The sequence below is a fragment of the Terrabacter sp. Soil811 genome, from assembly GCF_001429655.1.
GTDB lineage: Bacteria > Actinomycetota > Actinomycetes > Actinomycetales > Dermatophilaceae > Terrabacter.
Map to the genome: position 1 here is coordinate 136,694 of NZ_LMSX01000007.1, position 23,614 is coordinate 160,307.

The 23,614-nt window shown below is 71.8% G+C and carries 18 protein-coding genes; 15 read left to right on the forward strand and 3 right to left on the reverse strand.

Annotated features, from left to right (window positions below):
- Positions 1-87: 87 nt before the first annotated feature.
- Complete coding sequence (topA, locus tag ASH01_RS07585; RefSeq protein ID WP_056773792.1) at positions 88-2,859, reverse strand: type I DNA topoisomerase; 2,772 nt, start codon at positions 2,857-2,859, stop codon at positions 88-90.
- Positions 2,860-3,152: 293 nt separating this feature from the next.
- Between topA and ASH01_RS07590 the strand changes: the two genes are divergently transcribed.
- From ASH01_RS07590 to ASH01_RS07660, 15 genes are all read left to right on the forward strand, one after another.
- Positions 3,153-3,932, forward strand: coding sequence for a dioxygenase family protein (locus ASH01_RS07590; protein ID WP_056773796.1), 780 nt, complete (start codon positions 3,153-3,155; stop codon positions 3,930-3,932).
- 322 nt (positions 3,933-4,254) lie between these two features.
- A complete protein-coding gene (locus ASH01_RS07595; protein WP_056775188.1) occupies positions 4,255-5,514 on the forward strand; it encodes a toxic anion resistance protein in 1,260 nt (419 codons plus the stop codon).
- A gap of 203 nt (positions 5,515-5,717) precedes the next feature.
- Entirely contained in the window at positions 5,718-6,278 is a 561-nt protein-coding gene (locus ASH01_RS07600) for a hypothetical protein (RefSeq protein ID WP_082619589.1), read from the forward strand.
- 53 nt (positions 6,279-6,331) lie between these two features.
- A complete protein-coding gene (locus tag ASH01_RS07605) occupies positions 6,332-7,978 on the forward strand; it encodes an AAA family ATPase (protein WP_056775191.1) in 1,647 nt (548 codons plus the stop codon).
- Positions 7,975-9,312, forward strand: a complete 1,338-nt coding sequence (locus ASH01_RS07610) for a hypothetical protein (RefSeq protein WP_056773800.1) — start codon at positions 7,975-7,977, stop codon at positions 9,310-9,312. The genes ASH01_RS07605 and ASH01_RS07610 overlap by 4 nt, the downstream gene beginning before the upstream one ends.
- Positions 9,309-10,295: a glutamate ABC transporter substrate-binding protein gene (locus ASH01_RS07615; protein WP_056773804.1), complete on the forward strand. Its 987-nt coding sequence runs from the start codon at positions 9,309-9,311 to the stop codon at positions 10,293-10,295. The genes ASH01_RS07610 and ASH01_RS07615 overlap by 4 nt, the downstream gene beginning before the upstream one ends.
- On the forward strand, positions 10,292-11,530 hold the full coding sequence (locus tag ASH01_RS07620) for a hypothetical protein (protein WP_235509565.1): 1,239 nt from the start codon (positions 10,292-10,294) through the stop codon (positions 11,528-11,530). Before ASH01_RS07615 ends, ASH01_RS07620 begins: the two co-directional genes overlap by 4 nt.
- Positions 11,527-13,935 carry a serine/threonine-protein kinase gene (locus ASH01_RS07625; RefSeq protein WP_056773810.1) on the forward strand — a complete coding sequence of 803 codons (2,409 nt, stop codon included), beginning with the start codon at positions 11,527-11,529 and terminating at the stop codon, positions 13,933-13,935. The genes ASH01_RS07620 and ASH01_RS07625 overlap by 4 nt, the downstream gene beginning before the upstream one ends.
- Positions 13,932-15,254 carry a PP2C family serine/threonine-protein phosphatase gene (locus ASH01_RS07630; RefSeq protein ID WP_056773812.1) on the forward strand — a complete coding sequence of 441 codons (1,323 nt, stop codon included), beginning with the start codon at positions 13,932-13,934 and terminating at the stop codon, positions 15,252-15,254. The genes ASH01_RS07625 and ASH01_RS07630 overlap by 4 nt, the downstream gene beginning before the upstream one ends.
- Positions 15,247-16,545: a VWA domain-containing protein gene (locus ASH01_RS07635; protein WP_056773815.1), complete on the forward strand. Its 1,299-nt coding sequence runs from the start codon at positions 15,247-15,249 to the stop codon at positions 16,543-16,545. The genes ASH01_RS07630 and ASH01_RS07635 overlap by 8 nt, the downstream gene beginning before the upstream one ends.
- Entirely contained in the window at positions 16,542-17,426 is an 885-nt protein-coding gene (locus ASH01_RS07640; protein WP_056773818.1) for an FHA domain-containing protein, read from the forward strand. Before ASH01_RS07635 ends, ASH01_RS07640 begins: the two co-directional genes overlap by 4 nt.
- A 72-nt stretch (positions 17,427-17,498) precedes the next feature.
- Positions 17,499-18,062 carry an AAA family ATPase gene (locus tag ASH01_RS07645; RefSeq protein WP_082619591.1) on the forward strand — a complete coding sequence of 188 codons (564 nt, stop codon included), beginning with the start codon at positions 17,499-17,501 and terminating at the stop codon, positions 18,060-18,062.
- Positions 18,063-18,494, forward strand: a complete 432-nt coding sequence (soxR, locus tag ASH01_RS07650) for a redox-sensitive transcriptional activator SoxR (RefSeq protein ID WP_056773821.1) — start codon at positions 18,063-18,065, stop codon at positions 18,492-18,494. It abuts the gene before it with no gap.
- Positions 18,495-18,676: 182 nt separating this feature from the next.
- Entirely contained in the window at positions 18,677-21,268 is a 2,592-nt protein-coding gene (locus ASH01_RS07655; protein WP_156415489.1) for a hypothetical protein, read from the forward strand.
- Between the two features lie 135 nt (positions 21,269-21,403).
- A complete protein-coding gene (locus tag ASH01_RS07660; RefSeq protein ID WP_056773826.1) occupies positions 21,404-22,081 on the forward strand; it encodes a peptidoglycan recognition protein family protein in 678 nt (225 codons plus the stop codon).
- 82 nt (positions 22,082-22,163) lie between these two features.
- Here ASH01_RS07660 and ASH01_RS07665 read toward each other — a convergent pair whose 3' ends face one another.
- Positions 22,164-22,694 (reverse strand): hypothetical protein, encoded by a 531-nt coding sequence (locus tag ASH01_RS07665; RefSeq protein ID WP_056773829.1) that lies wholly within the window; start codon positions 22,692-22,694, stop codon positions 22,164-22,166.
- 262 nt (positions 22,695-22,956) lie between these two features.
- Positions 22,957-23,496 (reverse strand): murein hydrolase activator EnvC family protein, encoded by a 540-nt coding sequence (locus ASH01_RS07670; protein ID WP_235509566.1) that lies wholly within the window; start codon positions 23,494-23,496, stop codon positions 22,957-22,959.
- Positions 23,497-23,614 lie beyond the last annotated feature (118 nt).

Sequence of the window (23,614 nt, forward strand, 5' to 3'; positions counted from 1 at the left end):
GGTCACAGACGAGCGAGCGCCCCACCCCACGAAGGTGGGACGGGGCGCTCACTCGAGTGGGACGGAGCGCTCACTCGACGTGGTGGGTCAGGCCTTCTTGGCGGTGGCCTTCTTCGTCGTGCGCGTCGTCGCCTTCTTCGCGGTCTTCTTCGCCGTCTTCTTCACGGCGCGCTTGCGGGTCGTCGGGCCCTTGGCGCGCTTCTCGGCGAGCAGCTCGAAGCCCCGCTCCGGCGTGATCGCCTCGGGGTCGTCGTCCTTGCGCAGCGTCGCGTTGGTCTCGCCGTCGGTGACATACGGACCGAAGCGGCCGTCCTTGACGACGACGGGCTTGCCGCTGACGGGGTCGGCGCCGAGCTCCTTGAGGGGCGGGGCGGCCGCGGCACGACCGCGCTGCTTGGGCTGGGCGTAGATCGCGAGCGCCTCGTCGAGCGTGATGTCGAAGAGCTGCTGCTCGGTCGTCAGCGACCGCGAGTCGGTGCCCTTCTTGAGGTACGGGCCGTACCGACCGTTCTGCGCGGTGATCTCGACACCTTCGGCGTCGGCACCGACGACGCGCGGCAGCGAGAGCAGCTTGAGCGCCGAGTCGAGGTCGAGCGTCGCGAGCTCCATGTCCTTGAAGAGCGAGGCCGTGCGCGGCTTGACCTTGGCGGCCTTCTTGGCCTTGGGCTTGTCGGCCGCGGCGGCGTCGTCGTCGTCGATGACCTCGGTGACGTAGGGCCCGTAGCGCCCGGCGCGCGCGATGATCTCGCGGCCGGTCTCGGGGTCCTTGCCGAGCACCTTGCCGTCGTCGGCGGCGACCTCGAGCAGCTCGCGCGCCTTCCCGGGCGTCATCTCGTCGGGCGCGATGTCGTCGGTGATCGTCGCGCGGCGCGGCGTCGACGGCACCTCGGCGCCGTCCGCGACCTCGCCCGTCGCGAGGTCGACGCCCGCGGGCACGAGCTCCTCGACGTAGGGGCCGTAACGGCCGACGCGCACGACCATGCCGTCGCCGATCGGGATCGTGCTGATCTCCTTGGCGTCGATCTCGCCGAGGTCCTCGACGAGGTTGCGCAGACCGGCGGCCGAGGTGGCCTCCTCGCCGAAGTAGAACCGCTTGAGCCACGCGACGCGACCCTCGTCGCCGTTGGCGATGCGGTCGAGGTCCTCCTCCATCGAGGCGGTGAACTCGTAGTCGACGAGGTTGCCGAAGTGCTCCTCGAGCAGCCGGGTCACGGCGAAGGCGAGCCACGTCGGCACGAGGGCCTGGCCCTTGGTGAAGACGTAGCCGCGGTCCTGGATCGTGCCGATCGTCGAGGCGTACGTCGAGGGGCGGCCGATGCCGCGCTCCTCCATCGCCTTGACGAGGGTGGCCTCGGTGAAGCGGGCGGGCGGGCTCGTCTCGTGGCCGTCGGCCTCGGCGCGCACGACCTCGAGCGGGACGCCGGCGCTCAGCTTGGGCAGGCGACGCTCCTCGGCGGCGGCGTCGGCGCGGGCGGCGGACTCGTCGTCCCGGCCCTCCTCGTAGGCGGCGAGGAAGCCCTTGAAGGTGATGACGGTGCCGCTCGCGCTGAACTCGACCGACTGGGCGCCCTCGAGCGCCGTGTCGACAGCGAGCTTGACGGTGGCGGTCGAGCCGCGGGCGTCGGCCATCTGCGAGGCGACGGTGCGCTTCCAGATCAGCTCGTAGAGCGCGAACTCCTCGCCGCGCAGCGACCCGGCGACCTGGGCCGGGCTGCGGAAGCGGTCGCCGGCGGGACGGATGGCCTCGTGGGCCTCCTGCGCGTTCTTGACCTTCTTCTCGTAGCGGCGCGGGCTGTCCGGAACGTACTCGGCGCCGTACATGTCGCGTGCCTGGCTGCGCGCGGCGGTCATCGCGGCGTCCGACAGCGTCGTGCTGTCGGTACGCATGTAGGTGATGTAGCCGTTCTCGTAGAGCCGCTGCGCCACGCGCATCGCGTTCTTGGACGACATCCGCAGCTTGCGGGACGCCTCCTGCTGGAGGGTCGAGGTCGTGAACGGGGCCGACGGGCGGCGGGTGTAGGGCTTCTCCTGGACGTCGGTGACGCGCGCTGTGAGGGGCAGGCACGCCTCGGCGATCCGGGTCGCGAGGGCCTCGTCGAGGTGGACGACGCCCTTGCCGGTCAAGCGGCCGTCGTCGGCGAAGTCGCGACCGGTGGCGACGCGGACGCCGTCGACGGAAGACAGTCGTGCCGTGAACTGCTGGCTCGCACTGTCGGGGGTGAAGTCGCCCTCGACGTCCCAGTAGGAGGAGCGGACGAACGCCATGCGCTCACGCTCGCGCTCGACGACCATGCGGGTCGCGACGGACTGGACGCGGCCGGCCGAGAGGCCCTGGCGGACCTTGCGCCACAGGACCGGGCTGACCTCGTAGCCGTAGAGGCGGTCGAGGATGCGGCGGGTCTCCTGGGCGTCGACCATCGCGGTGTCGATCTCGCGGGTGTCGTTGACGGCCCGCTGGATCGCCTCGCGGGTGATCTCGTGGAACACCATGCGCTTGACAGGGACCCGCGGCTTGAGCGCCTCGAGCAGGTGCCACGCGATGGCCTCGCCCTCGCGGTCCTCATCGGTGGCGAGGTAGAGCTCGCTGGCGTCCTTGAGGAGCCGCTTGAGCTCGGCGACCTTCTTCTTCTTGTCCGGGTCGACGACGTAGTACGGCTCGAAGCCGTTGTCGACGTCGACGGCGAACTTGCCGAACGGGCCCTTCTTCATGTCGGCCGGCAGCTCGGAGGGGTTCGGCAGGTCACGGATGTGACCCACGGACGCCTCGACCTCGAAGTCGCCTCCGAGGTAGCCGGCGATGGTCTTCGCCTTGGCGGGCGACTCGACGATGACGAGCTTGCGGCCCTTGCCTGCGGCCATGGTGCACCTTCAACTTCCCGCATCTCACGTGCAGCGGATTCGTCGCTGCCCCGACGTGGACGCGGACCGACCGTAACAGCCCGCGCCGAGTGCGGTCTCACGACATCCACCGGAGAGGGGCGTATGCCGTCCGCCGCAGCCCGGGTCCGCGGGCTCGCTCGGGTGGCGGGTGCGGTCACCTGCCGCGGGTGCGGCGAAAAGGGGCCACCCGGCATACGCCCTCGGGAATGATGGCGATCCAACGCTCGTTCCCCATGATAGTTTAGACTTCAACAACTTCGGAAGGAACCGCCATGTCCGCCCCCGTCCTGTACCTCAGCCACGGCGCCCCGCCGCTCGCCGACGACGAGCGCTGGACGGCCGAGCTGGCCGGATGGTCCGCGGACCTGCCGAAGCCCACGAACGTCCTCATGGTCTCCGCCCACTGGGAGGACGCACCGACGACGCTCGGCTCGACGACCGGCGCACCGCTGACCTACGACTTCTGGGGCTTCCCGCAGAAGTACTACGACGTGACCTACGACGCCCCTGCCGCCCCCGGGCTCGCCGACGACGTGACCAGGCTGCTCACGTGGCCGGGCCACCAGGTGCACCGCGACGAGGCGCGCGGCCTCGACCACGGCGCGTACGTCCCGCTCAAGGAGATGTTCCCCGACGCCGACGTGCCGGTGCTCCAGATGTCGATGCCGACGCTCGACCCGCGCGGCCTCTTCGAGATCGGCCGACGCCTCGCACCCCTGCGCGAGCAGGGCACGATGATCGTCGGCTCCGGCTTCACGACCCACAACCTGCGCTGGTTCAACCCGCACGCCGGCGCCGACGGCCTACCCCCGCGCGCCAGCGCCGAGTTCGACCACTGGGCCCAGGAGGCCATGAAGGCCCAGGACGTCGACAGCCTGCTCGACTTCCTCGACAAGGCCCCGGCCGCCCACGAGGCCCACCCCCGCACCGAGCACTTCGCCCCGCTCTTCGTCACCCTCGGCGCCGCCTACGAGTCCGGCGGTCTCGACAACAAGAGCGTCATCGACGGCTTCTGGTTCGGGCTGAGCAAGCGCTCCTGGCAGTTCGACTGAGCCGTCGGAGGCCCCCGGTCGCGGGGGCGGGAACCGGTGGGTAACCCCATCCGTTCTTCGGATGTGGGTGCCCCACGCACGCGGCCGCGGCTCGTAACCTCCCCTGACTCCGAGCCGCGGCCGCTCCCTCTCCGGAGGGGTCGTCCGAGCGACGGAACCCACGCGTTCGCCCACCCGTCGCAGGCGCACGGCACGTAGAGTGGCCGTACGCCCGACGAGCGCGCCGCAGGCGGGATTCGTGCGCCGTCCGCGGTGCCGACGGGCGAGGGACTTCGGTCGCGTCGCCGACGTGGCCGGCACGCGAGGGAAGGACCCGCTCCACATGACTGACCAGCCCGCCGCCCAGGCAGCCGCGCCCGCCCAGGTCGCGCCCCTCGAGCCGCCGCCCGGCGACGCGTTCATCCTCACGGCCCCCGCGCCGACGGCCGCCGTCGCCGAGACCGCCGCGCCGAAGATGGCGCCGGCCGTTCCGGACGCCGCCCTGCCCGGCCTCGACGCCAAGGTCGACACCTACCTCGACTCCCTCACGAAGGCCGCGGCCCGCTCGCCCGAGTGGGAGACCAAGGCCGCCGACGTGCGGATGATGGGCAACGACGAGGTGCGGTTCGCCGCCGAGTCGTCCAACCGGATGCTCCAGATGCCGGTCAAGGCGCTCAACGAGGGCGGCCTGTCCGGCAACTCGAAGGTCGGCAAGACCCTGCTCGACCTCCGGCGCACCGTCGAGGACCTCGACCCGGGCCAGGCCGCAGGCGCCAAGAAGTTCCTCGGCATGATCCCCTTCGGCGACAAGGTCACCGACTACTTCCGCAAGTACCAGTCGGCCCAGAGCCACCTCAACGGCATCCTCCACTCGCTCCAGTCGGGGCAGGACGAGCTCGTCAAGGACAACGTCGCCCTCAACCTCGAGAAGAAGAACCTCTGGGAGTCGATGGGCCGGCTCAACCAGTACGTCTACGTCGCCGAGCGGCTCGACGCCAAGCTCGCCGCCCAGGTCGCGACCCTCGAGACGACCGACCCCGAGCGGGCCAAGGCGCTGCGCGAGGACGTCCTCTTCTACGTGCGCCAGAAGCACCAGGACCTGCTGACCCAGCTCGCGGTCTCGATCCAGAACTACCTCGCGATCGACATCATCATCAAGAACAACATCGAGCTCATCAAGGGCGTCGACCGCGCGACCACGACGACCGTCTCGGCCCTGCGCACCGCCGTCATCGTGGCCCAGGCGCTCAACAACCAGCAGCTCGTCCTCGACCAGATCACGGCCCTCAACACGACGACCTCGGGCATCATCGAGCGCACGTCGGAGGCGCTCAAGCAGAACTCCGCCCGCATCCAGGAGCAGTCGGCGAGCGCGACGCTGTCGATCGAGTCGCTGCAGAAGGCCTTCGCCAACATCTACGAGACGATGGACACCATCGACCAGTTCAAGGTGCGGGCGCTCGACAACATGGCCGCGACGATCGGCACCCTCGAGACCGAGGTCGCCAAGTCGCGCACCTACCTCGACCGCGTGTCCAAGCAGGACGCCCGCCGCGCCGAGAACGCCGCTCCCGGGCTGCTCGACCTCGGCTCCGGCCGGTGAGGGTGGCTGCGCCTGGAGGCCCGACCGGGAGCCGGTGACGGGCCCGCGACGCGGGTGAGGTGAGGCGGGATCGCCGTGGCGCGACCCGTGGAGCAGGATGTGCGTGGCCGGCCGACGGTCGGCGCGCGGGACACACCAGAGGGGACAACGCAGTGGGAATCCGGTCGTGGTTCGGGTTGGACAGGCCCGAGGCACCCGAGCCCGTGCGCTCGGGGCCACCGACCACCGAGCAGCTCCTCGGGGCGCTCGACGCCATCGAGGCCCAGGCCCGCGAGGGCAAGGTGCCCGGCGTCGTGCTCTCGCGCCTGCTGCGGGTCACCCGGATCGTGCGCCAGACCCTGCCCCGCCTGTCCAACCTCGGCCTCGGCAGCAGCCAGGGCTTCAGCGTCATGGCCACCGCCACCGACTACCTGCCGGTCGCCATCGGCAACTACCTGCGCCTTCCGCGCGACTGGGCCGACACGCGCCCCATCGCGGCGGGCAAGAGCTCGGTCATGCTCCTCGTCGACCAGCTCGACCTGCTCGGCACGACGATGGACAAGGTCTACGACGCCGTGTGCCGTGCCGACGCCGAGGCGATCATCGTGCACGGGGCGTTCCTCGAGCAGAAGTTCGGCCAGGCGTCGGGCGGTGGCGTGCTGGGTCTCGGTCCGGACCCGGTGCGGGTCGCCCCACCACCCGGCACGGGCTCGTCGGGAACCGCGGACCCGTCCGGTGCCGTCAGCACGTCACCGTCCCCCCACCCGCTGGCCCCGCCGGAGTGATGCATGAACGCCGACCGTGAACGCCGACCCCAGTGCCGACCTGAGTGCGGATCATGACCACTGACGAGTCACGCCTCGCCGAGAGCCTGGAGCAGCTGAGCGACGTCGCCGCGGAGGCAGGACTCGACCCCGCCGCCGCCCGCGACGAGGGGCTGCGGGTCGCGGCCGCGCTGGCCGAGGCCGTGCCCGGGGCGGCCCCAGCCTGGGCCGAGGTCGCGCACCCCGGCCTCACCGACGTCGCCCGCATCAACGAGGCGTTCTTCGACGCCGCCTCGTCCGGGCGTCGCTGGCGCGGCGCCCCGACCGACCTGCTCGACGCCCTCGTCGCCTCCCGGCACTCCCTCGCCGCCGAGTACGCCGAGGCGCTGACCGAGGTGGCCTCGTCCGCCGTCATGCTCGGCACGGCGCCGATCTGGGTCATCGCCAACGCGTCCGCCGCCTCGGGCGCCTACCTCGCCGCGGCGCGCCTCCCCTCGCACGGGCTGCCCGGCTTGCCCGGTGGCCCTCTCGGCGGCGTGCCCGGGATGGGCTTCGGCTCCCCCGACACGATGCGTCCGAACGTCCCCGGTCCGATCGACCCCCGCCTCCTCGAGCTGGTGCTCCCCGGCAGCACTGGGGCGCAAGGCGACCCAGACGGCGTCCCCACCCCCGGCGCGACGGCCACGGCCGCCCCCGCCGAACCGCCGGCCGGACCCGGGAAGGCCGCCGAGCCCGAGAAGTCGGTCGAGGAGCTCCTCGCCGAGCTCGACGCGATGATCGGGCTCGCCCGGGTCAAGAAGGAGATCCACCGCCAGGTCGCCCTGCTCAGTGTCGAGAAGATGCGCACCCACGCCGGCCTCAAGGCCCCGAAGATGAGCCGGCACCTCATCTTCGTCGGCAACCCCGGCACCGGGAAGACGACCGTGGCACGGCTCGTCGGTGGCATCTACAAGGCGCTCGGCCTGCTCCCCACCGGCCAGCTCGTCGAGGTCGACCGCAGCGAGCTCGTCGCCGGCTACGTCGGGCAGACCGCGTTGAAGACCGCAGAGGTCTGCGCCAAGGCCACCGGCGGCGTGCTCTTCATCGACGAGGCGTACGCCCTGACCGGCGACCAGTACGCCGAAGAGGCGGTCAACACCCTCGTCAAGGAGATGGAGGACCACCGCGAGGACCTCGTCGTCATCGTCGCCGGCTACCCCGACCCGATGGTCCGCTTCATCGCCCAGAACCCCGGTCTGGCCAGCCGGTTCACGACGACGATCGAGTTCGACGACTACTCCGACGACGAGCTGCTCGACATCCTCGACTCGATCGCCACGGGCTCCGACTACGAGCTGACCACCGAGGCCCACACCCGCGTGCGCCACATCCTGCAGGCCACGCCGCGCACCTCGGCCTTCGGCAACGGCCGCTTCTCGCGCAACCTCTTCGAGCAGGCTGTCGGCCGTCACGCATGGCGGCTCAAGGACGCGACGGAGCCGACGCGCGACGAGCTGCGTCTACTCACCGCAGACGACGTCACCGACCAGCCCGACGACGCACCCGCCGGCGCGCCAGCCGAGCCAGAGGGGGAGGCACCGGTTGCACCGGAGGCGACTCCGGAGGATCCGGCGGCGCTCAGGGCAGACCCTGATGGTCCGGCGGGCACCGATGAGGCAGTCTCGAACGAGCACGACGAGCAGGACGACACGAGCGCGACCGAGCACGAGGACACCGCATGAGCGCACCGACGACGAACATCCCCGTCGCCATCCCGGCGGGTGCGTCGTCCGGCGCGCCCGCGGGCCAGCATCCGCGCACCATCGCCGGCAGCCTGTCCGGCGGCGTCCCCGGCGCCCGGGGCCTCGCGAGCCGGCTGCTCCACGGCACCCCGGGCCGGATGCGCCTCTTCGGCCTCCTCGGCGTCCTCGCTGCGCTCCTGCTCGGCGCGATCAGCGTCAACGCGCTGCTCGCGTCGCAGTCCGCGGTCGAGCGTGCGGCCAACAACAGCGCCCAGGTGGTCCTCGCCCAGTCGATCCACGTCGACCTGCTGCGTGCCGACGCCGTCGCCACCAACGCCTTCCTCGTCGGCGGTCTCGAGTCACCCGAGTCACGCGCCAAGTACGAAGGCGCCATGGGGCGCGTCGCCGCGGGCATCGCCAAGGCAGCCGCCGCCCAGCCCGCCGACGGCAACGCTCTCGGGGTGCTGTCCCAGCGCGTGCAGACCTATGCCGCCCTCGTCGAGCAGGCTCGCTCCAACAACCGACTCGGTCTGCCCGTCGGCGCTCAGTACCTCACCCAGGCGAGCACCGGGCTCCGGGCCGATGCGATCCCCATCATCACGCAGGTGGTCGAGGCCAACGAGGAGCGGGCGACGATGGAGTTCGAGCGCAGCAACTCGAGCGTCCAGCTCCTCGTCGGCGTCGTCTCGCTCATCGGTCTCGTGGCCCTTGCCGTGTGGCTCGCCAGGCGCACGCGCCGTTACCTCAACCCGTCGCTGACCGGGGCGATCGCGCTGCTGCTCGTGGCCCTCTTCGTCACCGCCACCGTCATCACGGGCATCAGCACGGCGACCCGTGACGTGTCCGGCGGCGACTACGAGCGGGCCGTCGCCCTCGCGAACGTGACGACGGCGGCCAACGACGCCCGCGCCAACGAGAGCCTGACCCTCATCAAGCGCGGGTCCGGCGCGGCCAACGAGGCCGCGTGGAAGACCAACCGCACCGCCGTCGACGCCGGCCTCGCGAAGACCGATCATTCCGGCGAGCTGACGCGGTCGTGGCAGGCCTACGTCGACGCCCACGTCAAGGTGCGGACACTCGACAACGGCGGCCATTGGGACGATGCGGTCAAGCTCTCGACGAGCACGGCCGACGGCGGGGCCGCCAACACCTTCGACACCTTCGACGTCGCCGTGACGCAGGCGCGAGACAGCGCCGGCAAGGCCACGGTCACGACGCTCGAGGGGCTCGGCGGCAGCGCACCGCTCGTCGCCGTCGTCGTCGCCCTCGTGGCCCTCGTCGCGTCGTGGCTCATCGTCCGAGGAGTCGGCCAGCGGATCGAGGAGTACCGATGAGCACCATCAGCTCGACGCTGCGGCGCCGCCTCTCCACCCTCGTCGCCGTGGCCGGGCTGGGCGCCCTCGCCGGCTGCTCCGGTGTCACGTACGCCGAGACCCAGCTGCCGACGACCCCGGCACCGAAGCCGTCGAGCAGCGCGCCTGCCGTGGCCGCACCGACGTGCACCAACGCGACGCAGTCCTACGACCCGCTGCCGAGCCTGCCGACCCGTGCCGACATCAGCGACGGCACGATGCGCAAGATCCTCGACAAGGGCTTCATCACCGTCGGGGTCTCGGCCGACACATACCTCTTCGGCGCCCGCAACGCGTTCACCGGCGGCATCGAGGGCTTCGACATCGACATGGCCAGGGCCGTCGCCAAGGCGATCTTCGGCGACGCCTCGAAGGTCCAGCTTCGCGTCATCACGGCCGACGACCGCAAACCCCTGCTCAAGAACCGCGAGATCGACATGGTCGCACGCAACATGTCGATGACGTGCGATCGCTGGAACGACATCGGCTTCTCGGCCGAGTACTACCGGTCCGGCCAGAAAGTCCTCGTCAGCAAGGCCCTGCCCGGCGCCAAGGACCTCACGCTCGCCGACCTCAAGGGCAAGCGGGTGTGTGCCCCGAACGGCACGACCTCCCTGGCCAAGCTGCAGCAGGTCAAGGGGCCGGTCGTCGTGACGGCCGGCACCCACACCGGCTGCCTCGTGCTGCTCCAGCAAGGCAAGGCGGACGCCATCACCGGTGACGACACCGTGCTCGCCGGCCTCGCCGCGCAGGACCCCAACACCGTCATCACGAGCGCCAAGGCGATCACCGTCGAGCCCTACGGCCTCGGCGTCAACAAGGCCGACGTCTACCTCGCGCGCTACCTCAACCGGGTCATCGCCGACCTCGAGGCCGACGGCGAGTGGAAGACGATCTACAACCGCTGGCTCGCAGCGCCGCTCGGACCCGCGCCCGCACCCCCGACCCCGGTCTACGGACGATGAGCGCAGTGCCGCAGAGCCACCCCGACCCGGGCACCGTCGCACCGACGGCGCCCGGGCGGCTCGGCGTGCCCGTCCAGGCCGGGGAGGCCCAGACCTACCTCAACGCGTTGCGCGAGTGGGTCGCCCAGCGTCGCGCCGACCTCGGCGAGGTCGACCGCGCGGTCCTCAAGCTGTCTCAGGCCGAGCAGGTCGCGATCACCACCGACCTCACCGTGGCGCTGACCTTCTGGAAGGCCGTCAGCGACCGCCTCACCCTCCTCGAGACGACCTTCGACGGAGGCCGCGTCGGTCCCGTCGAGGCCGAGCGGCTCTCGACCCTCATCCACGGACGCCTCGACTCCAACACGACCGAGCACCTCTCGCTGCCGTCGAGCGGCTCGCTCGCGGTCAGCCTTCCGGAGGCGTGCCGGCTGCTCGACTCGCTGACCCGCACCCTCCAGGCACGAGCCTCCCTCGCCCCCGGGGCGGCCGAGGCGACGCAGCGGATCACCGTGGTGCGGGCCGGGATCGAGCGCACCCGCGACCAGATCCCGCTGGTCCCGGCCGGCACGCAGCGGGACGACGCCACCGAAAAGCTCGCGCGGCTCGACCGCCGGATGGACGACCTCGTGGAGCGCGCCCGTCGTGGCGCCGACGTCGGCGGCATCATCGGCCCCCTCGAGATCGACGTGGCCGTGCTCGAGCGCGACCTCATCGTCGCCGCGGCCGAGCGCGCCTCCGCCGCCCGCAGCCGGGTGCGCACCCAGCAGCAGGTCGAGGAGCTCGACGCGCGCGCCGCCGCCATCCGCGCCCTCGAACGCGCCTGCCTCGAGGCGATCACGCCGGCACCGCATCTCGCGATCCCCAACGTCCGCGCGCTGGGACCGGTGCCGCAAGCGGCAGCCGAGCTCACGGCGTACCGCGACAAGCTCGAGCGGGTCTCCCGGGCGCTCGACCTCGCCCACGAGACGTATGCCGCCGGGCTGGCCGAGCGCGACGAGGTCGTCGGCCTCGTGGGTGCCGTCGGTGCCATGGCCGCCGCGGCGACGCTGACTCCCGAGGCGGGAGCCGACGTGGCCGAGCTGCGCCGCCGCCTCGACGAGACGCTCGCCGCCCGCCCGCTGCCGATCTCCCGTGCCCGGGCCCTCGCCGCGGCCTTCTCGGCCTACGTCGACGCGGCCACCCGCCAGCAGCCCCGTGCCGGTCGCGCCGCCCCCCGTCCGTCCGCACCCCGACCCCAGAGGCCCCGCCCATGAACTGCACGCAGCCGGGCTGCACCGGAACGATCGTCGACGGCTACTGCGACGTGTGCGGCATGGCCGCCGGCTCCGCCCCCGCCGCCGCCCTCAGCGCACCTGCACCGGCTGCGGCCGCCGCCGGTCCGTCCATCCCCGAGGGTGGCGCCTGCCAGCAGCCCGGATGCGCGGGCACGATCGACGCGGGCTACTGCAACGTCTGCGGCACCCCGGCCGACCAGCTCGGTGTCGCCGGGTATGCCGCCCCCTCCGCGCCGTCCGCCGCTGCCGCCACGGCCGGCGCCGCCGCGGCGACAGGGGCCACCGGTGGTGTCGGCCCCGAGATCTCCACGCGCTCGGCTGCCTCGAGCAACCTCGCGTCGGCAGCGTTGGGCTCCAAGCGTGCCCGCGAGGCCGGGTCCATCGCCACGCGTCGCACGGGGGGCTCACAGCGCCTGCGCTCGGCCCGCCTCGGTGGCGGCATCACCTCGGTGCGCCCGGCACCCGAGATCGACGCCGAGAAGGCCCTGCTCACCAACCCGTCCGTGCCCGAGAACAAACGCTTCTGCCCGAAGTGCGGCGAGCCCGTCGGCCGCGGCCGCGACGGCAAGCCGGGCCGGACGACCGGCTTCTGCGCCAACTGCCGCCACCCGTTCTCCTTCGACCCCAAGCTCAAGGCAGGCGACCTCGTCGCGGGCCAGTACGAGGTCGCCGGGTGCTTGGCCCACGGTGGCCTCGGCTGGATCTACCTCGCGCGCGACAAGAACGTCTCGGATCGGTGGGTCGTGCTCAAGGGCCTGCTCAACTCGGCCGACCCCGATGCCCTCGCGGCGGCGATCGCCGAGCAGCGCTTCCTCGCGCAGGTGTCGCACCCGAGCATCGTCGAGATCTACAACTTCGTCACGCACGACGACGCCGGCTACATCGTCATGGAGTACGTCGGCGGCACCTCGCTCAAGTCGATCCTCAAGCAGCGCCTCCAGGCCGCCGGGAGGTACGACCCGCTGCCCGTCGACCAGGCCCTCGCCTACATCCTCGAGATCCTGCCGTCGTTCCAGTACCTCCACGACCTCGGGCTCGTCTACTGCGACTTCAAGCCCGACAACATCATCCAGGTCGGCGACGAGGTCAAGCTCATCGACCTCGGTGGCGTGCGCCGCGCCGACGACGACGACTCGGCGATCTTCGGCACGGTCGGCTACCAGGCCCCGGAGGTGGCCGAGCTGGGTGTCTCCGCCGCGTCCGACATCTACACGATCGGGCGCACGCTCGTCGTGCTGACGATGGAGTTCCGTGGCTACCAGACGACCTTCCTCAACACCCTTCCGGCCCAGGACACCGTGCCGGTCTTCCAGCGCTACGACTCGTTCTACCGGCTCGTCGCCAAGGCCTGCGCGCCCAACCGTGACGACCGGTTCGTCTCGGCCGACGAGCTGCGCTCCCAGATGGTCGGGGTGCTCCGTGAGGTCGTCGCCCTCGACCGGGGGTCGGGCGCCGCGGCGACCACCGTCAGCTCGCTGCTCTTCGACGTGCCGACGCCGGGCGTCGAGCCCGACGACTGGCGCAACCTCCCGGCCATGCGCCGCGACCCGCACGACCCGCAGACCGGCTGGCTGACCACGGTCTCCGGCTCACCGGAGGAGCGCCTCGCGACACTCAAGCGGGCCGCCGTGCGCACGACGGAGGTGCTCCTCGAGCAGGCCCGCACCGCGCTCGACGCCGGCCAACCCGACGTCGCCGAGTCGACGGCCGGCGAGCTGCTGAGCGCCGACCCCTGGGAGTGGCGGGCGGTGTGGATCCAGGGCCTGGCCGCGCTCGAGCGTGGCGACTCACGAGCCGCGCAGGCCGCGTTCAACGCCGTCTACGGCCAGGTGCCGGGGGAGCTCGCGCCCAAGCTCGCGCTCGCGCAGGCGTCGGAGCAGGCCGGTGACGACGCCGTCGCCGAGAACCTCTACGTCGCGTGCGCGCGCACCGACGCCACGTACGTCCCCATGTCGGCCTTCGGCCTCGCCCGCATCCGGGCCGCGCGGTCCGACGTCGAGGGGGCCGTGGCGGCATACCGGCTCGTCCCGGTCCAGTCGAGCGCCTACCGCACGGCACGCGCGGGCCTCGCCGAGCTGCTGACCAAGGCGAACCGGGGGCTGCCCGACCTCGCCGAGGCACTGCGCACGCTCGACGACACCTCGCTGTCGGCGCGGCGCCGGGCCGAGCTCACGACGCTGATCTACCGTGAAGCGCTCGTCACCGTGGAGAAGAGTGGCAACAAGGCCGATGTCCGCCTCGGCGAGCACAAGGGCACCCCCAACGGCCTGCGTCTCGGGCTCGAGGAGGCCCTGCGCGAGCTGGCCAAGCGCACCCCCGACCTGTCCGAGCGCGTCCCCCTCGTGGACGAGGCCAACGCCATCCGACCCTGGAGCCTCTGGTGACCGACATCCCGACCACGGGAGCAGCAGAGCCCGCTCCGCTGCCCGCTCCCTCGTCCGCGTCCGCGTCCGCGTCTTCGCCCTCGTCCTCGTCCTCGTCCTCTGCCATCGCCTCGCGGGACTGTCCCGCCTGCGGCACGGCCAACCAGGCCGACTCGACCTTCTGCGAGGCGTGCGGCGCCGACCTCGTCGTCGCGGCCCGCGCCTCGAACGGGGACCAGCCGCCGGCCGACGTCTCGGACGGCACCGTGCTCGCCTCGGCGACACCGCAGACCGCGCCCGCCGGCGAGGAGTCCCCGCTCGACGTCGGCTGGACGGGGGCCGTCCCGTCGGCGGCCGTCGCCCCCGTGGCGGACGACCTCACGTGCCACGCCTGCGGCGAGGGGCACATCGTCGACGGCTACTGCGACCACTGCGGCACTCCGCCGCCCAACCCGCGCGACCACCTCGTCGAGTCCCCGACGGCCTGGGTCGGCGGCGTCTGCGACATCGGCAGGCGCCACGCCCGCAACGAGGACGCCATGTCGCTCAGCGCCAGCGAGCCGGCAGGGTCGCGCGCGGTCCTCGTCGTCTGCGACGGCGTCTCGATGGCCACCGACTCGCACATCGCCTCGCTCGCGGCCGCGACGTCCGCCCGGGCGGTCCTCGACCAGCCCTTCCCCAAGGGCGTCGGCACCCCCGACGCCTGGGCGGCCGGCGCCGGGCGCGCGCTGACGAACGCCGTCACCCGCGCCAACGAGGCCGTCGCGGCCTCGGTCGTCGAGGACGTGCCCAACCCGCCGTCGTGCACCTTCGCGGCCGCGGTCGTCGAGGACGACGTCATCGTCGCGGGCAACGTGGGTGACAGCCGCGTCTACTGGCTGCCCGACGACACCGAAGAGCCCGCGCGCCAGCTCGGCCGCGACGACTCCTTCGCCCAGGAGCAGATGGCGGCGGGCGTCCCGAGGCTCGCGGCCGAGACCGGACCGCACGCGCACTCGATCACGCGCTGGCTCGGCAAGGACGCCCCCGACGACCTCACTCCGCACCTGACGACGCTGACGGCGACGCCCGGCTGGCTCATGGTCTGCTCAGACGGGCTGTGGAACTACTGCTCCGAGGCCGAGGCGCTGCGCACCCTGCTGACCGACGCCGCAGCCCGGCTCGACGACGCCACCCCCACGACGGTGGCCCAGGCCCTCGTCGACTTCGCCAACGAGCAGGGTGGACGCGACAACATCACGGTTGCCCTCACCAGACTGGCTAGGCGAGGATCGAGCACGACGACGACCGAGGTGACCGCAGCGGCGGCGCCGGTGGAAGGGGACCCGACCGATGGCTGACTTCACGGCAGAGGTGTTCCAGAACGAGTTCCTGCCCGACGGGGGCACCGACGTGCACGCGATCGTCCGCGTGACCTCGACCGGCGCCTCGGCAGGTGCGTCGGCCGGTGCCTCGGCCGGGCTCGCCGACCCCGGCTCGGCGGCGGAGGTCATCCTCATCGACACCTCCGGCTCGATGGGCCGCCGCGGCGTCCAGGCTGCCGGCGAGGCCGCCAAGGCAGCCCTCGCCGAGATCGTCGACGGCACGCTCTTCTCGATCGTGTCCGGCAACGGCACGGCGCAGATCGTCTACCCCTACAGCCACCAGGGCGCGCTCGTGCCGATGTCGGCGCACACCCGCGGCGAGGCCAACCGGGCCATCGATGGCCTGCGCGCCAACGGCGGCACGGCGATGGGCACCTGGCTCACCCTCGCCCGGCAGATCTTCGAGACCGTGCCGCACGTGACCAAGCGCCACGCGATCCTGCTCACCGACGGCGTCAACGAGGGCGAGACGCCCCAGTCGCTGCAGGCCGCGGTCCGCAGCAGCGTCGGCGCCTTCCAGTGCGACTGCCGCGGCGTCGGCGACCAGTGGCGCGTCGACGAGGTGCGTGGCATCGCCTCGGCGCTGCTCGGCACCGTCGACCTCATCCCGGCGCCCGAGGAGATGGCCGCCGAGTTCGAGGCCATGATGCGTGCCTCGATGTCCCGGGGCGTCGCCAACTCCGAGCTGCGCGTCTGGGTGCCGCAGGGTGCCGAGCTGCTCTTCGTCAAGCAGGTGTCGCCGACGCTCGAGGACCTCACGTCGCGACGCACGGTCGTCAACCCACTCACCGGCGCCTACCCGACCGGGGCGTGGTCCGACGAGAGCCGCGACTACCACGTGGCCGTCCGCCTCCCGGCTCGCACGCTCGGCCAGGAGCAGCTCGCGGCCCGCGTGCAGTTCTCGCTCGGCGGCGACCCTGTCGCCCAGGCCCTCGTCAAGGCGAAGTGGAGCAACGACGACTCGCTGACGACCCGCATCGACCCCGCGGTCGCCGCCTACACCGGGCAGGCCGAGCTCGCCACCGTCATCCAGGAGGGACTCGCGGCCAAGGCCGCCGGCCAGGACGACGTCGCGACCTCGAAGCTCGGTCGGGCCGTCCAGCTCGCCGACCAGACCGGCAACGAGGAGATGACCTCGCGCCTGCGGAAGGTCGTCGAGATCGACGACGCCGACACCGGGACCGTCCGGCTCAAGAAGGGGGCCTCGAAGATCGACGAGATGTCGCTCGACACGGCGTCGACGAAGACGAGCAGGGTGCGCCGGTGAGCGCTGTCTGCCCCAACGGGCACACGTCCGAGGCCGAGGACTACTGCGACACCTGCGGCTCGCCCATCGACGCGAGCGCCCAGCCGGCGGCAGGCGGCGGTGTCGGGGCCGGTGCCACCGACCCGACGGGCGGCCCGTCCGAGGCGGCGAACGGCGCTGGGACGTCCGGCTCCTCGCTCGACCTCGACCCTCCGGCCCCGGCAGCCCCCGCGACCCCGGCTCCCGCCGACCCGGCTGCACCGGTGGGTCTCGTGTGCCCCAACTGCCAGACGGAGAACCCCGACGGCGCGCTCTTCTGCGAGGCCTGCGGCTACGACTTCACGACCGGCGCGATGCCGCGTGACCCGTCGGCCGGTCCGGGCGACCTCGCCGACACCGAGCCCGACGGTGAGGCCGTCGACCCCGCGGCTGCCGGCTCTGCCGGCGTCGCCGCGGGTGCCGCCGCAGGCGAGCAGGCGTCCACCTCCTTCGAGTGGCTGGCCGAGGTCTGGGTCGACCCGGACTGGTACCAGACCCAGGAGGCCGAGGACCCTTGTCCCTCGCCCGGCCTGCCGACGATCATGCCGCTGCGCCACCGCAGCGTCCTGCTCGGTCGCGTGTCCACGAGCAAGAACACCAACCCCGAGATCGACCTGTCGTCCGACCCGGGCGTCAGCCGTCGACACGCCCAGCTGACCACCGACGGCTCGCGCTGGTTCGTCGAGGACCTCGGCAGCTCCAACGGCACCTTCGTCGGCCCCGCGTCCGGACCGCTCCCCCAGCGCGCCATCGCGGTCGGCCCGAAGACCGAGCTCGGCGACGACGACCGCCTCTACGTCGGCGCGTGGACCCGCGTCGTCGTGCGTCGTGCCACGCCCGACGAGGTCGAGGCCTACGCCTGACGCCTGCCCGCTACCTGAACGTCACATGAACTCTGACGACTTTTCGCCCGGGGGCGCCTAGGGTGGTGCGATGTGAGCGACCGGGCCCTCCACACCGCCGTCGACATCCCGCAGGTCATCGTCGTCACCGGCGTCATGGCTGCGGGCAAGTCGACCGTCTCCCAGCTCCTCGCGGAGCGCTTCACGCGCGCGGTGCACCTGCGCGGTGACGAGTTCCGCCGCGTCGTCGTGCGCGGCCGCGTCGACATGTCGCCGCACGGCGACCCCGAGGCCGAACGACAGCTCGCGCTGCGCCACGCCATCGCGGCCCACTCCGCCAACGAGTACGCCGCGGCCGGCTTCACCGTCGTCGTCCAGGACCTCTTCGTCGGCACGACCCTCCAGCCCTTCCTCGACCGGCTCACGGCGCGACCGCTCAGCCTCGTCATGCTCGCGCCCGACGTCGGCACCGTGATGCAGCGCGAGTCCGAGCGCGTCAAGGTCGGCTACGGCGACCTCTGGTCGATCCGCGACTTCGACCACAAGGTGCGCACCGAGACGCCGCACATCGGCCTCTGGCTCGACAGCTCGCAGCAGACGCCGGACGAGACGGTCGAGGAGATCCTCGCCCGCCTGACCGAGGCGAGGATCGCCTAGGTGTCGGGCCTGACGATCGGGCAGGTCGCCGAGCGCACCGGTGCGGCCACCTCCGCGCTGCGCTACTGGGAGGACCTCGGGCTCATCGCCTCGGTGCGCACGACGGGCAACCAGCGGCGCTACGAGCGGGCCACGATCCGGCGGGTGTCGTTCATCCGGGCGGCCCAACGGGTCGGGCTGTCCCTCGAGGAGATCGGGGCAGCACTGTCCACCCTCCCGGACGCCCGCACCCCCACCGCGTCGGACTGGGCCCGCCTCTCGCGCGCCTGGCGCGGCCGGCTCGACGAGCAGATCCGCCGCATCGAGAAGCTACGCGACCAGCTCGACTCCTGCATCGGCTGCGGCTGCCTCAGCCTGCGCACCTGCGCGCTCAACAACCCGTCCGACGTGCTAGCGGACCACGGCCCCGGGGCCGTCCTCCTCGAGCCCTGAGCCCGTCGCCTGGTCGGACCGAGGGCGTATGCCATCCGCCGGGCGATGACGCCGGCGTCCCGCGGTTCGTCCGGCACGTGCCTCGAGCAGGTTTTGTCGTTCTTGTGCGCATGCTCCTCGTACGCGGGACCATCGAGAGGACACCACGATCGCCGGACGGGACCGAGCGAACAGGGGACACCGTGGAGACGCACATCGGCCGAGATCGTCGCACGCGCCGCGCGCTAGGCACTGCGACGCTGCTGCTCCTGCTGACGCTTGTGGGCGCGTCGGCGTCCAGCGCCCGAGCAGCCCCCCCGACGCCGAGCGACTGCGGTGCTGCCGCGGCACTCGTCAAACAGGGACTACCGCAACGAGCCCTCGAGCTCGCGGTCGGGTGCGTCAAGGAGGCGGCCCTGGCCCGCACCGAGACACAGACCGCCGTGTCACTCGCGACCAAGGCCGAGGAGGAGCTCCTCGCCGGCAAGGTCGACTCGGCGGGCGACTACGCGACCGCCGCACTCGCGCACGACAAGGAGAACGCGGAAGCGGCAGCCGTGCTCACCGATGTCGCTGCCGCAGAGCCGACGATCGCCCGGCTCCAGCATGAGTGGAACGCGTTCGTCGACGAGCAGCTGTCGCCCCTCGGTGGGCTGCTGCTCGTCGTGCTCACCGTTCCGCTGCTGCTCCTCGTCGTGGCAAGACTGACAGCCCTCGCCGTCCGGGAGTGGCCCGATGCTGACGACCTCCCGAACGACCGTCTCCGCGGCGCCGTCCTTCGCGCCGGATTGGCGCTCATGCTGGCCGCCGCGGTGCTCGCCTCGCTCGCCGTTGCAGACGCGGCCACGCCGCCGACGTCGAGGCTCATGACCTGGACGGTGTTCGGCACCACGATGATCGGGTCGGTCGCCGCCGTGCTGGCGGCCCGACGAGCCGACCAGCGCAAGCTCGACGGCTCCAGCGCGCTTCTGCTGCTCGCCACGCTCACCGGGGGCCTGGCGCTCGTCGGGCTGGCGGTGCGTCTGCTGTGGGGGGACAACCAGCCACCCGCGGTCGAGCTCGCCTCGGTGATCGGTCTCGCCGCGCTGGCCGCAACCCTGTCGGTCTGGCTCACCTCCTGGTGGCTGGCCACCCGGATCCGCCTCAACGTCACCGGTCCCAAGGACGCGGCGGAGATCGGGACGGTCGTCGCCCTGCTCAGCGAGCTCGGCGCGGAGGCGCCGAAGGGACTGGAGGTGCCGCGGGGCGCTGACGTGACGGCTCTCGACGGTGCCTTCTCGACCTTGCCCGACAACCCCGTTCTCAAGGTGCTCAAGGACCTCGTGCGCAGCCTCTCCGGAGTGACGCCGTGGACCGCGACGATCGAGGGCGACTCAAGCGCTCGCGTCGTCACCGTGGTCCGCAACGGTCGCTCAGCGGGCTCGGCGATCATCGATCCGATGGTCCTGGGTCTCGTCGCCGAATCCCCACCGACCCCTGCCGCAGCGTCGTCAGAGGCGGCATCCGGGGACTCGGACGCGACGCCCGACGGCACCCCGGACGACCCCACCCTGCGGATGGCGGCCGCGTTCGTCCTCGTCACGATGGCCTCCAGCCATCGATCGATCAGGCGCGGCCTGGCGGGGACCTCGTCGTGGAAGAGCCTTGGCTACCACTACATCGGCACCACGCTGCCGCAGACCGGTCGTGACGTCTCACGCTCCGGCGAGCTGCTCGGCCGGGCCCTTTCGGACGACCCGGGCAACCTCGCCGCCGCGCTGGCCTTCCGTCACACCCAGCAGCGGGGCACGGACGACCTGTCGACGTTGCGCGACTACGAGAGCTTCCTCGTCCACTACCGCCGGCGGCTCGTCGGTCTCGAGGGCGAGCTCGACATCGATGCGCTCGCGCTCCGCGCCGAGTACACGCGCGCGCTCACGCTCGTCAACGCGGCATACGCCCAGCACAACCTCGAGGTGACGGTCCTGCCGTCGCAGGACGACTACCGAGTCACGGCCAAGACGGCGCTCGAGGAGTTCTCGGTCACGGTGGAGCCCGACCCGGCCGACACCGACGGCATCAGCGCGTTCAAGGCCCAGTACCGTGACGACATCAAGGGCTCCCTGAGGCTCATGGGACTGCCGAGGTCCACCGCGGACGCGGAGGGGCCAACGGGGATCTACGGCATCTACAACGAGGCCTGCACGTTCGCGTCCCGCAACGACCTCATGTGGTCAGGCGCACCCGGTCTGGGGTACGACGTCGATGACCTACAGGCCGTGAGGCTGCTGCAGCACGTCGCGTTCGCCGGCAAGCTGAAGGACTGGGCGGAGCATGACCCCCAGCTCACCGCCTTCAAGCTGCGCCCGGCGTACCGGACCGCCTTCCTCAGCCCCCCGCGAACGAACTGGTTCGAGCTGACCACGGTCGAGCCCTTGGCCGACCGCCTCAAGGCCATGGGCTACGGCACGCCCCGGGTCGTCGCCCGCGCCACGGTCGGCAAGCTCTGCGTCGACACCTACGCCCCGCTGGCTGCATGCGCGGCAGTACGCGAGCTCGCGTGTCTCCACGAGGGACTCACGCAACGGTCGGTGGCGCTGAGCACGTGGTCGATCGAGATCCTCGACGACCTCGACCGTCGAGGGATGGCCCGTCTCGCCCTCCTCGCGTCCCTGACGAAGACCGAACGTGCTGCTCTTGCCACCGATGTGGCAAAGAAGGTCGTCCGCGCATGCAGGCCAGCCGCTGACACCGATGCCACCGCTGAGACCGGGCTGGCCAAGCACGTGCGGGCCTGGTTGTGCCGTCCGTACTGACACGGCCGGTGCGGCCACCGGAGACACCTGAACGCCATGGGCCGACGTCCCGAGCGGGTTAGCCCGTTGTTACTGGGAGTTGGGATCGTCGGGTCGTGACCGGACCGCCCGGTCCGCACCCGAACGGAGACCTCCATGCGCACACTGCCGCTCGGTGGGTCCGGGGCCGCGAGCGACGACGCTGCCGGCACCGGGCCCACCCCCTCGCCAACGGAGCCGGAAGCCGGCCCGGCCCGGCAGGAGACCGGAGCTCTGACGTGGTTGGCGAAGGCTCTGCGCGACGCAGGCCTCGTCGTGCACGAGTCCTCGGGCTGGACGACGCGCACGCGTCCGGGCGACTTCGCTCCCCGCGGAGTGCTGCTGCACCACACCGCGGCCTTCGCCACGACGTCCGACCCGCACCCGTCGCTCGACGGCCTCGTCGACGGACGCTCCGGCCACGTCGGGCCGCTGTGCCACGTCCTCGTCGACCGGAACGGCGAGGCCTGGGTCGTCGCCGCCGGACGCGCGAGCCACGCCGGCCGGGCCGACGCGAGCGGCCCGCTGCCCGAGGGAGACGGCGACGCGGTCTACGTCGGCATCGAGGTCGAGTACGCAGCGACGGACCACGAGCCCACGCAGTACGCGACGAATCTGCAGAAGTCGAACGCGATCGTCGCCGCAGCGGCGATCGTCGCTCGCCTGGGTCGGGACCAGCACCACGTGCGTGCCCACCGCGAGACAAGCCCGACCGGCGCCATCGACCCCTACAACTGGGACATGGTCTCGATCCGGGACTCGGTGCGCCAGGCCCTCGAGCGCACCGGACGCTAGTCCTCGCGGGTCGCACGCACGACAGGACGCAGCGCCCGCCCCTCCTCGGGGCGGGCGCTGTCCTGTCAGCCGGCGACCGGCGTCAGTCGCGGATGTTGTTCGCGCGGCGGGCGAGGTAGCCGGCGTAGGTGCTGAGGTTGGCGATGCGGTGGTTCATGTCGCTCGTGGAGTTGGACTCCTCGTAGAGCCAGAACTGGGTGTGGTCGGCGTTGGCCCACTTCTGGAAGAGGACCGTGTGGTTGCCCGGGTCGACGAGGAAGTCGCCGGCCTTGAGGTTGGCCCGCGAGATGCCGAAGCTGTAGGTCGACGTCGCCAGGGCCGAGGTGTTCGGGGCGCTGAGCCCGGTGGGGCCGAGCTTGAGGGCCATCGAGACGAAGCCCGAGCAGTCACGCCGCCAGCTGTAGACGCCGTCGGGCCCCGTGGCCGTGCCGGTCTGGCTGTACTGGACGTTGCGGTCCATCCAGTTCTGGGCCCGGGCGATGACGTCGGCCCGGCTGATGGGGTCGTTGGGGGCCGCGCTGGCCGGCGCCGCGGGTGCCGCGGTGACGGCAGCGGCGATCATCGTCGTGGCCAGGGCCGATCGGAGCATGGTGCGGCGGGACATCGTCGGCATTTCTTCGTCTCCTTATCCGGTGCCGTCGCGAGTCCTTCTCACGATGCGGCTTCAGGTTTCTGATGATGCACAAAATGCTATTCCCGACTAACAATCCGGTAATAGCCGAAATCCCGTCGAGAACGGTCGCGAACGAGCTGGAGAAAGACCTCCACGAAACGTCGTATGCCGCCGGGCGGGGCTCGCCATGCACGAGCCCACCCAGCGGCATACGCCGTCGGACGCGTCTCCCGCGAGACCCCTGAGCCCGCGGGAGCACCGTTCAGCAGTTGGTGCGGGTGAAGTAGTCGGTCGTGTAGTAGGCCACCCACGTGCTCGTGCCGAACTTGATGCTGACCGGGCTGCCGTCGGCGCGCTGCTCGTAGTGCAGGTGGGACGTGGCCTGGCCACCGGACTTGCCGACGGTGCCGATCGTCGTCGTGTCGGCGACGTTCTGTCCGACGCTGACGTTGATCGAGTTGAGGTGGGCGTAGAGCGTGCTCCAGCCGTTGCCGTGGTCGATGATGATGCGGTTGCCGTAGCCGCTGCCCACGTTTCCGGCCGCGGAGACCCGGCCGCCGGCGCTCGCCTTGACGGCCTTGCCGAGGTCGAAGTCGCCGGACCCCTGGTTGAAGTCGATGGCGCGGTCGGGGTTGTGGCCCTGCCACGTCTGGCCGCGCCACTCCTGCTGGCACGTGAAGGGCACCTTGAGCAGCGGGCGCGTGCCTGCAGCGTCGGCGTTGACGGCGTTGACTGCCGTGCCGGCTCCGACGGCGGCGAGCGTGGCGACGGCGACGGCGGTGCGCTTCATTCGCGTGGACATGTTCATGACATTGACTCCTTCATTTCCTGGCGGTCCCCGGGGGCTGGTTCCGCGACGACTCGACCGGGCGGACGAGAAAGGTGCGGGGGCGTGGGGCGACGGGTTTCGCCCCACCGCC

Bases quoted from the DNA above. Each gene is read 5' to 3' on its own strand.
- ASH01_RS07625 (WP_056773810.1), top strand. From the start codon at position 11,527: ATGAACTGCACGCAGCCGGGCTGCACCGGAACGATCGTCGACGGCTAC.
- ASH01_RS07665 (WP_056773829.1), bottom strand. From the start codon at position 22,694: ATGCCGACGATGTCCCGCCGCACCATGCTCCGATCGGCCCTGGCCACG.
- ASH01_RS07590 (WP_056773796.1), top strand. From the start codon at position 3,153: ATGTCCGCCCCCGTCCTGTACCTCAGCCACGGCGCCCCGCCGCTCGCC.
- ASH01_RS07595 (WP_056775188.1), top strand. From the start codon at position 4,255: ATGACTGACCAGCCCGCCGCCCAGGCAGCCGCGCCCGCCCAGGTCGCG.
- ASH01_RS07670 (WP_235509566.1), bottom strand. From the start codon at position 23,496: ATGTCCACGCGAATGAAGCGCACCGCCGTCGCCGTCGCCACGCTCGCC.
- ASH01_RS07615 (WP_056773804.1), top strand. From the start codon at position 9,309: ATGAGCACCATCAGCTCGACGCTGCGGCGCCGCCTCTCCACCCTCGTC.
- ASH01_RS07635 (WP_056773815.1), top strand. From the start codon at position 15,247: ATGGCTGACTTCACGGCAGAGGTGTTCCAGAACGAGTTCCTGCCCGAC.
- ASH01_RS07605 (WP_056775191.1), top strand. From the start codon at position 6,332: ATGACCACTGACGAGTCACGCCTCGCCGAGAGCCTGGAGCAGCTGAGC.
- topA (WP_056773792.1), bottom strand. From the start codon at position 2,859: ATGGCCGCAGGCAAGGGCCGCAAGCTCGTCATCGTCGAGTCGCCCGCC.
- ASH01_RS07620 (WP_235509565.1), top strand. From the start codon at position 10,292: ATGAGCGCAGTGCCGCAGAGCCACCCCGACCCGGGCACCGTCGCACCG.
- ASH01_RS07660 (WP_056773826.1), top strand. From the start codon at position 21,404: ATGCGCACACTGCCGCTCGGTGGGTCCGGGGCCGCGAGCGACGACGCT.
- ASH01_RS07610 (WP_056773800.1), top strand. From the start codon at position 7,975: ATGAGCGCACCGACGACGAACATCCCCGTCGCCATCCCGGCGGGTGCG.